Genomic DNA, 11977 nt, shown 5'->3' with positions numbered 1-11977 from the left:
GGCTTGATGCCCGTCGGCAGCAGAGGCTCAAGCCGGGCCCACTGGCCATTCGTCAGATCCCCACGTCTCACAGGACGTGATCATCAACGAACAAGATCCTCTTTCGCAACAGGCCCTAGGCCGACTTGTCCCCGTACGGCGCGGACGGGTACTGCCCCGGCGCCGGCCATGGATCCGGCTCCGGGTCCCGGGGGCCGAACAGTCCGGTCAGCCCCAGGTGAACCACCAGCGCGGCGAGCGACCAGGCCAGCAGCGCCCCCTTGGCGCCCAGCTTGAGCGGGGCGGGGAAGGTCACCCCCTTGCCCACGTCCTTGGCGTGCGCGATCACGTCCTGCGCCGGCCCGAGCCACACCCCGAGCCGCCAGGCCAGCAGCGACCCGAGCAGCCCGCCGACGCCGAGGGCGACCACCAGCGGCACGCCCCCGCGCCGCCGCAGCAGGAAGACCACGACCCCGCTGAGCGCCCCGAACGCCAGCGCGAGCAGCGTGAACGTTCCGTCGACGCCGATCGCCTGCTCGCCCTCGGAGTCCTTGAGGTAGACGACCCAGCTGTCGTTGACCACTTCGCCCACCAGCGGCACGCTCGGCGCCAGCTTCCACCACAGCACGCCCAGCAGCGCACCGGAGAGGGCGACCGCCACCGCGGTCAGGGCGGCCTGTCGCAGTTCGGTCAACATCCCGGGGCCGTCCTGTTCGCCGTGCGTGCCGTAGGGGTCGTGGGAACCGCCGGGCGCGGCTCCCACCGCGTGTGCGCCGACGGGCTGCGGCACCGGCCCGCCCTGGTACGACGGGCGTTCGTTCGGCGGCGGTGGCGGAGTCAAGGGTGCGGTCACCGTGCCATCGTGCCAAACCCGTCTGTGCGGCGCGTCACCGGACGGCGGCCCGGCGGTAGGCCCAGGTCGCCACGGCCAGCGAGATCACCCCGACCGCGGCGCACACCGCGAGGTCCCCGAGGACGAGGCCCCAGTCGGGCCGCTCGCCGAACGTGCGCGCGAACGCCTCCACGCCGTAGGTGGAGGGCAGCAGGTCCCGGGCCAGGCGGACCACCTGCGGCATCCGTTCGGGCGGCAGCACGCCGAGCAGCAGGGCCGCCGACATGCCGAGCTGACCGAGGAGGGTGGCGAACTCGGGCCGGGGGGCGAGCAGGCCCAGCGCCGCGCCCAGTCCGGCGAGGGCGGCGCCCGCCAGCGGGATCACGGCCACCAGAACCCACAGATGGGTCACCGGCAGCCCGAACAGCAGGCACCCGAACACCGCCGTCACCACGGTCCCGGGCACGGTGAAGGACGCGTAGGCGCCCGCCGCGCCCAGCACCACCGCGGCGGGCGGCACCGGCAGCGTCGCGTAGTGGTCGAGGCCGCCGCTGGCGCGCAGCTGGCCGAAGTACTGGGCGAGGAGGTTCAGCGCGACGAAGGCCACGACGAGCACCGCGGACCCGGCGACCACGGCGCGTGCCTCGCCGCCGCCGTCCACGACGCCGCGCATCAGGATCATGATGCCGACCGACTGGAAGGTCGCCACGAACAGCAGCGGGATGCGCGCGACCCGCGCCCGGGACAGCTGCGCCCGGTACACGGCCACCAGGGAGGGCCACAGCCGTGCCCGGGGCCCCAGCTCGGCCGGGCCGGCCACGCGCTGCCCCCCGGCTGCCGGTGCGGCACCCCCCAGGGCATCGGCGGGTACGACACTCACGTCGCGCAGCTCCCCTTCGCTCGGGTCGTTCGAAGCGGTCGCCCCGGCGGGGACGGTCGTCCCGTCGGGTACGGATGCGGCGGCCGGTGTTCTCACCACTCGCGTGCTCACGCTCTCACCAGCCCCTGTCGCGCGGCGCCGCCCAGCGCCAGGTACACGTCCTCCAGGCTGGGCGTGGCCAGCGTGAAGTCGTCCAGGGCCGCGAAGGCGGCGCCGCCGGTGACGGTGGCGACGACCGCGCGGGCCTCCTCGGGGGCGAGCCGCAGGGTCCAGCGGCGCCCCGACTCGACGACGCGGTCGCGCAGGGCGGCGACCTCCGGGACGTTCAGCGGCGCGCTCTCGCGCCACACCAGGTCGACGCGGACCTCTCCGGCGACCTTCTCCTTGAGCCCGGACGGCGTGTCGCAGGCGATCACGCGTCCCCGGTCGAGGACGGCGACCCGGTCCAGCACGGTCTCGGCCTCGATGACGTTGTGGGTGACGAGCAGCACGGTGGCGCCGTGTTCGGCGCGCCGCCGGTCGACCGCCGACCACACCGCGCGCCGGGCCACCGGGTCCATGCCGGTGGTCGGCTCGTCCAGCACGAGCAGTGGCCGCTCCCCCACCAGCGCGGCGGCGAAGCAGGCCAGGCGGCGCTGACCGCCGGAGAGCTTCTTGATCGGGCGGGCGGCGAGGCCGGTCAGGCCCAGCTCGTCGAGCACGGCGTCCCGCTCGGCGCGCGCCCGGCGCACGTCCAGGCCGCGCAGCCGCCCGGTGGTCTCGGCGGCGAGCGACACCGTCAGCTCGTCCAGGGCGCTGGACTCCTGTCCCAGGTAGGCGAGGATCCGCGCGGCCCGCTCGGGGTGGCGCACGATGTCGTGGCCGAGGATCTCCACGCTGCCGCTGTCGGGCCGCATCAGCCCGGTGAGCTGGCGCACCAGGGTGGACTTGCCGGCGCCGTTGGGTCCGAGCAGGCCGAAGATCTCACCGCGGCGGATGTCCAGGGTGACGTCGTCGGTGGCCCGCACCTCGGGGCTGGCGGGCACCCCGCGCCTGCCGCGCTGGGCCGGATAGGTCTTGGTCAGCGCACGCACCGCGCACACGGCATCGCCACCGGGTCCAGGTGCCTGTGCCGCGCGCGTACTCACAAAGGAGGAGACTACGGGGTCGGTCCCCCCGGTCTGCTCCCGGGTCCGCCCATAAGTGTCGATTCAGCAGGTGTCGGCCCGGTCCGACAGCGCCCGGTGCCTCACTCCGCCACGGGGGTGCGCTCGGTCGCCGTGCGCACGTCGATCTCCCGCCAGAACCCGGCCCGGATGGCGTACCGGTCGCGCTCGTCGATCTGGTCGTCCTTGTGCGCGAGCAGTCCGAAGCGGGCCGCGTAGCGCAGCAGCTCCCCGTCGACGCGGTGCGGGATGCGCGGGTACATCCCGGACAGTTTCTGCAGGTGGCCGTGGTCGCCGAGGCGTTCGAGCCAGCGCCGGGCGAAGACCTGTCCCACCTCGTAGGGGTCGCCGCCGACCGTGGTGATGTCCTCCTCGCGGTCGGCCCAGCGCTGCTCGGCCGTGGTGAGCTGGGCCAGCGTCGGCAGCGAGGCGGCCTCGGTGGGCTCGGCGGCGGGCCGGTCCACCCAGCCCTTGTCGGAGGACCACCGCAGGGTGGCGTTGGCCGGCTGCGGGGCCGGGTGGGCGCCGGGGGCGCGCAGGGCGGCGAGGTCCTTGGGGGTGGGGACGCCCTTGGCGGGCGGTACCCGCTCGTCGGTGCCGCCCTGCCCCGCGGCGGCCGCGGTGGGGTGCTCGGGCCTCTCGACGGGCCGCTGGGCGGCGGGGAGGGCGGACTCGGGCAGCGGCGCGGAGAGGATCGCGGCGATCTCGGGGCGGGGCACGGGCGGCGGCGCGCAGATGCCGCCGAGCTCCTTGGCGCGCACGGCCTTCGTGATCCACGTACGGTCGAGTACGCGGCGTTCGTCGGCCTCGGCGACCAGGTCCTCGGACTGGTTGTAGTCGCCGTCGGCGGCCTGCACGGCCCACAGGTGGACGGCGACGCCGTGTTCCTTGGCGGCCATCATGCCGGGCAGCAGGTCGCCGTCGCCGGTCACCAGGACGACGTCGGAGCAGGCGCGGTTGCGGGCCAGCTCGGTCAGTTCGGCGTGCATGGCGGCGTCCACGCCCTTCTGCGCCCAGCGGCCGTCACTGCGGGTGAGGGCGCCGAGCCGGACGGTGACCCGGGGCATCACGCGCAGCCGCCGGTGTTCGGGCTGCGGGACGCGGTCGGGGGCGCCGTCGAACCAGTAGATGCGCAGCAGGGGCTGCTGCGTGTCGGACTCGGCACGGTCGCGCAACCCCTGGATGAGGGCGGCGTGGTCGACGGTGATGCGCGAACGCGAGGGCTCTCCCGCCAGGAGACTCGCGGCGGCCCCCAGCAGATACCCGGCGTCCACCAGGACGATGCAGCGGTCCACGCGATCCACCCTCTTTCCGGGAGGTTTGCTTCGGGCTTCCTTCGAGTCTGCCCGACCACGCGGAGGTTATCGGCCGGAACTCGATCTTCGGCGTGGCGTTTCGTCGCCCCGCGCTCCGTCGAGCCGCGTCACGGACGGTAATTGCCCGATATGCGTTCTTTGTTGGGCTATGTGAATCTGGTTCCGGCCCTGGCCCCTAGATCCCCCTCAGGAGGTAGATCACCATGGCCAAGAACAAGAACAACCGTGATCGTAAGCAGCCCCAGGCCGAGCGCTCCCCGCGCGCCGCCGAGTCCGCCGTGATGGACCGCGAGGAGCAGCACTCCCCGCAGCTGACGACGCCCGGCGACCCGGCCTCCCGCAAGCGGCAGAAGCGCTTCGGCCACAACTGACGTCCACGACGAGGGGCGCACCCGGCAACCGGGGGCGCCCCTCGCCCGTTTCTCCGCTCAGCCCGCCAGGCAGGACGGGCCCAGCAGCACCTTCAGATCGCCGAACAGCGCCGGATCGGGCTTCACCCGGTGCCGGTCCAGGCGCAGCACGGTCGTCTTCGTCGGCCCCTGGAGCTTGATCCGCACCTCGCTGTCGCCCCGGTGGTGGGTGAGGATCTCGCCGAGCCTGCTGACCATCGGCGGGGTGACGCGGGTCGCCGGGATGGTGAGGACGACGGGCGCGTTGGTGCCCGCGTTGGACAGGTCGGGAACCATCAGCTCCATCGCGACCAGCCGGGGCACGTCCTCCCGCTTGTCGAGGCGCCCCTTGACGAACACCACGGCGTCCTCGACCAGTTGGGTGGACACCAGCTGATAGGTCGCCGGGAAGAACATGCACTCCAGCGAGCCGGCCAGGTCCTCGACGGTGGCGATGGCCCAGGCGTTGCCCTGCTTGGTCATCTTGCGCTGGAGGCCGGAGATGATGCCGCCGATGGTGACCACCGCGCCGTCCCCGAAGTCCCCGCCGGTGAGCTGGGCGATGCCCGCGTCGGCCTTGTCGGACAGCACGTGCTCCAGGCCGAAGAGCGGGTGGTCGGAGACGTAGAGACCGAGCATCTCCCGCTCCTGGGCGAGGAGGTAGGTCTTGTCCCACTCGTCCTCGCCGAAGACCACGTCGAGTCCGAAGCCGGGCTCGTCGTTCTGCTCGTCGCCCATGCCGCCGAAGAGGTCGAACTGCCCCTCGGCCTCCTTGCGCTTGACCGCGACCACGTTGTCGATCATCGGTTCGTACTGCGCGGTCAAGCCCTTGCGGGTGTGCCCCATCTCGTCGAAGGCACCGGCCTTGATCAGCGACTCCGTCGTCCGCTTGTTGCAGACGACCGCCTCCACCTTGTCCAGGTAGTCGGGGAAGGACGCGTACTTCCCCTTGGCCTTGCGGCACTTGATGATCGACTCGACGACGTTGGTGCCGACGTTGCGCACGGCGGAGAGGCCGAAGAGGATCACGTCGTCGCCCTGCGCGGCGAAGTTCGACATGGACTCGTTGACGTTGGGCGGCAGCACCTTGATGCCCATGCGCCGGCACTCGTTCAGGTAGACGGCCGACTTGTCCTTGTCGTCCTTGACCGAGGTGAGCAGGGCGGCCATGTACTCGGCCGGGTAGTTCGCCTTCAGGTAGCCGGTCCAGTACGAGACCAGGCCGTACGCGGCGGAGTGCGCCTTGTTGAAGGCGTAGCCGGCGAAGGGGACCAGCACGTCCCACAGGGCCTGGATGGCCTCGTCGCTGTAGCCGTTCTTCCGGGCTCCGGCCTGGAAGAGGACGAAGTTCTTCGCCAGTTCGTCGGGCTTCTTCTTGCCCATCACGCGGCGCAGGATGTCGGCCTCGCCGAGCGAGTAGCCCGCGATGATCTGGGCGGCCTTCTGCACCTGCTCCTGGTAGACGATCAGGCCGTAGGTGACCGCGAGGACCTCCTGGAGGGGCTCCTCCAGCTCCTTGTGGATCGGCGTGATCTCCTGGAGGCCGTTCTTGCGCAGCGCGTAGTTGGTGTGCGAGTCCATGCCCATGGGGCCGGGACGGTAGAGCGCGGAGACGGCGGAGATGTCCTCGAAGTTGTCGGGCTTCATCAGCCGCAGCAGGGAGCGCATCGGGCCGCCGTCGAACTGGAAGACGCCGAGCGTGTCGCCGCGCTGGAGCAGCTCGAAGGTCTTGGGGTCGTCCAGCGGCAGGGACAGCAGGTCGAGGTCGACGCCCTTGTTGGACTTCACCATCTTGACGGCGTCGTCCATGATCGTGAGGTTGCGCAGGCCGAGGAAGTCCATCTTCAGCAGGCCGAGCGACTCGCACTGCGGGTAGTCCCACTGCGTGATGGTCACGCCGTCGGTGTGGCGCACCCAGATCGGGGCGTGGTCGACGATGGGCTCGCTGGACATGATCACGCCGGCCGCGTGCACGCCCATCTGCCTCACCAGGCCCTCGACGCCCTTGGCGGTGTCGATGACCTTCTTCACGTCCGGCTCGTTCTCGTACATCGAGCGGATCTCGCCGGCCTCGCTGTAGCGCGGGTGGGTCGGGTCCGTGATGCCGTTGAGGTCGATGCCCTTGCCGAGGACGTCGGCGGGCATGGCCTTGGTGAGCCGGTCGCCCATCGCGTACGGGTAGCCCAGCACGCGCGCGGAGTCCTTGATGGCGTTCTTCGCCTTGATCTTGCCGTAGGTGCCGATCATGGCGACCTTGTCGGCGCCGTACTTCTCCGTCACGTACCTGATCACCTCGACGCGCCTGCGCTCGTCGAAGTCGATGTCGACGTCGGGCATGGAGACGCGCTCGGGGTTGAGGAACCGCTCGAAGATCAGGCCGTGCGGGATCGGGTCGAGGTCGGTGATGCCCATCGCGTACGCCACGATCGAACCGGCCGCTGAGCCTCGGCCGGGGCCGACCGCGATGCCCTGGTTCTTGGCCCACATGATGAAGTCGGCGACCACGAGGAAGTAGCCCGGGAACCCCATCTGGATGATGACGTCCATCTCGTACTCGGCCTGCTTCTGGCGGTCCTCGGGGACGCCGCCGGGGAAGCGGCGCTCCATGCCGCGGCGGACCTCCTCCTGGAACCAGGTGATCTCCGTGTACCCCTCGGGGATGTCGAACTTCGGCATGAGGTCGCGCTTCTCGAACATGCCGGTCGTGTCGATCATCTCGGCGATCAGGCGCGTGTTGGCGCAGCCCTCCTGCCAGGCGTCGGAGGAGTCGATGGCGTACATCTCGTCCGTCGACTTCAGGTAGTAGCCGGTGCCGTCGAAGCGGAAGCGGTCCGGGTCGGAGAGGTTCTTGCCGGTCTGGATGCACAGCAGGGCGTCGTGGGCGGTCGCCTCGTGCGCGTAGGTGTAGTGCGAGTCGTTGGTGACCAGCGGCGGGATGCCGAGCTTCCTCCCGATCTCCAGCAGCCCGTCGCGGACCCGGTGCTCGATCTCGATGCCGTGGTCCATCAGCTCCAGGAAGTAGCGTTCCTTGCCGAAGATGTCCTGGTAGTCGGCTGCCGCCTTCAGGGCCTCGTCGAAGTGGCCGAGGCGCAGCCGGGTCTGCACCTCGCCGGACGGGCAGCCGGTGGAGGCGACGATGCCCTCGGACCACTGGCTGATGGTCTCCTTGTCCATCCGCGGCCACTTCTGGAGCCAGCCCTCGGCGTAGGCGTCGGAGGAGAGGCGGAAGAGGTTGTGCAGACCGGTGCTGTTCGTCGCCCACATGGTCTTGTGGGTGTAACCGCCCGAACCGGACACGTCGTCCCGCTTCTGGTGCGGCTGGCCCCACTGGATCTTGCGCTTGTTGCGCCGGGACTCGGGGGCGACGTAGGCCTCGATCCCGATGATCGGGGTGACTCCGGCCTTCTTCGCGGAGTGGAAGAAGTCGTACGCCCCGTGCAGGTTGCCGTGGTCGGACATGGCGATGTGGGACATGCCCATCTCGTTGCACGCGTCGAACATGTCCTTGAGCCGCGCGGCACCGTCCAGCAGCGAGTACTGGGTGTGGACGTGCAGGTGCGTGAACGGCGGCTTGGACACGTGCGGCCTCCTGGGAAAACTGGGGACGACTGGCGGCGGTCGATCCGGGGGGTCAGCGTCGAAGTCTATGCCTCGCCACTGACACTTCGAGGCCGCCCGCGCGTACCTTCTGGGGCGGGCACTCCCGTCCCCCTTCGAACGTTGGCCCGAGTGGAGATCCGCTCCATTCTTCAGGCACCACCCGCACCAGGAGGCACCAGGCATGTCGGTCCCGCAGCTCAACGAGGAGCACCGCGGCGAGGAGATCCTCGCCGTCTTCGACACCGCCTTCGGCCGGCTGCTGGCCGCGGATCCCGCCGCGTTCCGCGTGAAGTTCCGGAAGATGGCCGCCTCCGCCTTCGCGTTCTACCGCGGCACCGCCGGTCTGTTTTACCGCGATTTGACCGAGGATCCGGAGTTCGGTGACCAGCCCGGCGGCGCCTACCTGGACGAGCGGACCTCCCGGGTGTGGATCCACGGCGACCTGCACGCGGAGAACTTCGGCACGTACATGGACTCCACCGGCCGGCTGATCTTCAACGTCAACGACTTCGACGAGGCCTACGTCGGCCCCTTCACCTGGGACCTCAAGCGCTTCGCCGCCTCCGTCGCGCTGATCGGGTACGCGAAGGCGCTCAGCGACGAGCAGATCACCGAGCTGGTGCGGGTGTACGCGGGCGCGTACCGCGAGCGGATCCACGCCCTGGCCACCGGGGCCAAGAGCGACGAGGTGCCGCCCTTCACGCTGGACACCGCTCAGGGCCCGCTGCTGGGCGCGCTGCGGGTGGCCCGCTCGCTGACCCGCTTCGGGCTGCTGGACTCGATGACCGAGATCCGGGACTTCGAGCGCCGCTTCGCCCCCGGCGGCGGTTCCATCGAGCTGGACGCCGCCACGCGCTACAAGGTCCTCGCGGCCTTCGACGGCTACCTGGAGACGCTCCCGGAGTCCTCCCTGGCCCGCCCGGACTCCTACCGCGTCAAGGACGTCGTCGGCCGCCGGGGCATCGGCATCGGCTCGGCCGGCCTGCCCTCGTACAACATCCTCCTGGAGGGCAACAGCGACGCCCTGGAGAACGACGTCGTGATCTACATCAAGCAGGCCCAGACCCCCGCCGTCTCCCGGCACATCACCGACCAGGCCATCCGGGACTACTTCCAGCACGAGGGCCACCGCACGGTGATCTCCCAGCGCGCCCTCCAGGCGCACGCCGACCCGTGGCTGGGCTGGACCGAGCTGGACGGCGCCGGGCAGCTGGTCGCCGAGGTCTCGCCGTACGCCGTCGACCTGGACTGGGGCGACATCGACGACCTGGAGGAGATCGCCGAGGTCGTCGCCGACCTGGGCCGGGCCACCGCGACCATGCACGCGGCGGCCGACGACCAGTCCGGGGAGTCTTTGGTGCCCTTCTCCACCGAGCGGGCCATCGACGCGGCGATCGCAGCCGACGAGGAGGGCTTCGCGCCCCTGCTGGTCGACTTCGCGCACCGCTACGGCGCACGCGCGCGCGCTGACCACCAGACCTTCGTCGACCTGTTCCGCAACGGCCGGATCCCGGGCCTGTAGCGGGTCCCCGCCTGTCGGTACTCTCACAGAAAGCCTTTAGGGGTCCCTTACCGGACCCCATGACACACTCTTCTACTGCTATGGACATATCCGGAACCCCGCTCAGAGCCGTCCGCGCGGCGCTGTTCACGGCACTCGCCGTGACCCTCAGCACCGCGTCGCACGTGCTGCTGTCCGGGGTTCCGCTGCCGCTGCCCACCGTGGCCGCGGTCGCCGCCGCCGTGTTCCTGATCGCGTACGCCCTGGCCGGGCGGCGCGAGCGCGGCTTCGGGCGGATCGCCGCCCTGCTGATCCCGCTGGAGCTGGCCGCCGACACGGTCTTCACCACCGGCCAGCACGTCTGCTACGGCCGGGCGGGCGGCCCGGTCGCCGGCCCGCTGCGCTCGGTCGGCTTCGACGTGCTGTGCGGCGACGGCACCGGCATCCACGCCGGGGTGACCGCGCCGCTGACCCGGGTGACCGGGGCGGAGACCGACCGGATGGCGTCGGTGCTGGCCCAGGCGGCCCCCGGCACCGCCTGGCTGCTGCTGGGCGCGCACGTCGGGATCGGACTGCTCGCGGCAGCGTGGCTGGCGCGGGGCGAGCGGGCGCTGGGCCAGTTGCTCGGCGCGGTGGCCGCGACCACCTTCCGGCCGCTGCTGCTCGCCGTCGCGGCCGTGGGCGTGGGCCGGAGTCCGGCGGTGCGCCGACCGGCTCCCCGGGCCCGCCGCACCCGCGGCGCCCGGGAGCGGATCCTCACGCACTCCCTGGGACGTCGCGGACCGCCGCTTCTGATCGCCCTCGTGTGACCCGGCACCCGGGCCGCACGAGCACCACCGAGCACGGCAGTCCCCCATACGTACTTCCGCACACCCCCCGTGTGCGCGTCCCCGGAGAGATCACCATCATGAGCAAGCGGAACAGCCAGGCGGCGAAGACGGCGGCCCGTGAGCGCCTGCGCGAGGAGCGCGAGCGCCAGGCCAAGCGCGACAAGGTCAGGCGGCAGGTCATCGTGGCCGCCTCCATCGTCGGCGTGCTGGCGGTGGCCGGCGGCATCAGCTACGCCGTCGTGCAGGGCAACAAGCCGAGCGGCTGGGACAAGGCCGCCGAGGCCGAGGTGGTGGCCCCGGCCAACACCTCCGGCAAGGACGGCACCACCGTCGTCATGGGCGAGTCCAAGTCCGACAACGTCATCCACCTCTACGAGGACCCGCGCTGCCCGGGCTGCGCGGCGATGGAGCAGAGCATCGGCGAGACCGTCAACAAGGGCATGGAGGACGGCGACTACAAGCTGTCCTTCACCATCGGCACCTTCCTCGACGGCAACCTGGGCGGCGAGGGCTCGAAGAACGCGCTGAGCGCCCTCGGCGCCGCGCTGAACGTCAGCCCCCAGGCGTTCGTCGACTACAAGACGGCGCTCTACTCCACGAAGTACCACCCCGAGGAGTCGACCGACGAGTTCGCCAAGGACGACTACCTGATCAAGGTGGCGAACACGGTCGACGCCCTGAAGAACAACAAGAAGTTCCAGGACGCCGTGGAGAAGGGCACCTACGACGCCTGGGCGATGCGGATGAGCAAGTCCTTCGACAAGGCCGAGGGCGTCCAGTCGACCCCGACCATCAAGATCAACGACAAGGTGGTCGAGACCCCGAGCACGCCCGACGCGTGGCAGAAGGCGCTCAAGGACGCGGGCGTCACCAAGTAACCCGGTGATCGTCGTCTGACGAGTGGGCGAACTTTTTCCGGTTCGCCCACTCGCGCGTCTACCGGCCAGTAACCTGATCGGCCGTGACCAGTCGACACAGAGCGTCCGAAGTCGAAGAAAGCCACACGAGTTCCCCGAACTCCCGCACCCCGAGCCGCCGTACGGTCGTCAAGGCCGCGGCGGCCGGTGCCGTCCTGGCCGCCCCGCTCGTCGCGGCCCTGCCCGCCGGCGCGGCCGGCACCGCCCCCGCCTTCCTGCACGGTGTCGCCTCCGGCGATCCCCTGCCCGACGGCGTCCTGCTGTGGACCCGGGTGACCCCGACGCCCGAGGCCCTGCCGGGTTCCGGGGCCGGCCCGGACACCGAGGTGAGCTGGGTCGTCGCCGCCGACAAGGCCCTCACCCACGTGGTCGCCCGGGGGTCCGTCACCGCGACGGCCGCCTCCGACCACACCGTCAAGGCGGACGTCCGCGGCCTCGCGCCCGCCACGGACTACTGGTTCCGCTTCTCCGCGGGCCCCGCCGGCTCCCCCCCCGTTATCTTTTTCGCGGTCCTGCAAGAGGGCCGTTGGCCTCCGGGCCCGGCATGACTGTTGCCCCCTGTCGAACGGATGACCTGGGGGGTGGTGT

The 11977-nt window shown here is 71.0% G+C and carries 9 protein-coding genes and 1 pseudogene; 5 read left to right on the top strand and 5 right to left on the bottom strand.

Annotated elements, in window-relative coordinates; genetic code table 11:
* Nucleotides 1-115: 115 nt before the first annotated feature.
* From IE94_RS0133350 to IE94_RS0133335, 4 genes are all read right to left on the bottom strand, one after another.
* Nucleotides 116-832, bottom strand: a complete 717-nt coding sequence (locus tag IE94_RS0133350) for a hypothetical protein (protein WP_030191932.1) — start codon at nucleotides 830-832, stop codon at nucleotides 116-118.
* A gap of 34 nt (nucleotides 833-866) precedes the next feature.
* The gene (locus IE94_RS0133345; protein WP_030191929.1) at nucleotides 867-1691 is read right to left on the bottom strand and encodes an ABC transporter permease; all 825 of its coding nucleotides are present in this window, start codon (nucleotides 1689-1691) and stop codon (nucleotides 867-869) included.
* Nucleotides 1692-1798: 107 nt separating this feature from the next.
* Nucleotides 1799-2773 (bottom strand): ABC transporter ATP-binding protein, encoded by a 975-nt coding sequence (locus IE94_RS0133340; protein WP_030191926.1) that lies wholly within the window; start codon nucleotides 2771-2773, stop codon nucleotides 1799-1801.
* Between the two features lie 146 nt (nucleotides 2774-2919).
* Entirely contained in the window at nucleotides 2920-4131 is a 1212-nt protein-coding gene (locus IE94_RS0133335; protein ID WP_030191924.1) for an NYN domain-containing protein, read from the bottom strand.
* A 224-nt stretch (nucleotides 4132-4355) separates the two neighbouring features.
* On the opposite strand from IE94_RS0133335, the gene IE94_RS39690 reads away from it, so the two are divergent.
* On the top strand, nucleotides 4356-4523 hold the full coding sequence (locus tag IE94_RS39690; RefSeq protein ID WP_037924431.1) for a hypothetical protein: 168 nt from the start codon (nucleotides 4356-4358) through the stop codon (nucleotides 4521-4523).
* Nucleotides 4524-4580: 57 nt separating this feature from the next.
* Here the strand turns inward: IE94_RS39690 and dnaE are convergent, their stop codons facing one another.
* Nucleotides 4581-8120: a DNA polymerase III subunit alpha gene (gene dnaE / locus IE94_RS0133325; protein ID WP_030191923.1), complete on the bottom strand. Its 3540-nt coding sequence runs from the start codon at nucleotides 8118-8120 to the stop codon at nucleotides 4581-4583.
* Nucleotides 8121-8322: 202 nt separating this feature from the next.
* Here dnaE and IE94_RS0133320 point away from each other — a divergent pair, with 202 nt between their 5' ends.
* From IE94_RS0133320 to IE94_RS0133305, 4 genes and pseudogenes are all read left to right on the top strand, one after another.
* Nucleotides 8323-9663 (top strand): DUF2252 domain-containing protein, encoded by a 1341-nt coding sequence (locus IE94_RS0133320; RefSeq protein WP_030191922.1) that lies wholly within the window; start codon nucleotides 8323-8325, stop codon nucleotides 9661-9663.
* An 80-nt stretch (nucleotides 9664-9743) separates the two neighbouring features.
* Nucleotides 9744-10451 (top strand): hypothetical protein, encoded by a 708-nt coding sequence (locus IE94_RS0133315; protein ID WP_030191921.1) that lies wholly within the window; start codon nucleotides 9744-9746, stop codon nucleotides 10449-10451.
* Nucleotides 10452-10549: 98 nt separating this feature from the next.
* Nucleotides 10550-11350 carry a DsbA family protein gene (locus tag IE94_RS0133310; RefSeq protein ID WP_030191920.1) on the top strand — a complete coding sequence of 267 codons (801 nt, stop codon included), beginning with the start codon at nucleotides 10550-10552 and terminating at the stop codon, nucleotides 11348-11350.
* A gap of 83 nt (nucleotides 11351-11433) precedes the next feature.
* Nucleotides 11434-11880 (top strand): annotated as a pseudogene (locus IE94_RS0133305) (PhoD-like phosphatase N-terminal domain-containing protein); the annotation flags it as partial.
* Between the last annotated feature and the right edge of the window lie 97 nt (nucleotides 11881-11977).

Origin of the sequence: Streptomyces violaceorubidus (assembly GCF_000717995.1) — a bacterium.
GTDB classification, from domain to species: domain Bacteria; phylum Actinomycetota; class Actinomycetes; order Streptomycetales; family Streptomycetaceae; genus Streptomyces; species Streptomyces violaceorubidus.
Note: the sequence above shows the minus strand (reverse complement) of the source record. Positions and strands in the feature narration are given on the sequence as shown.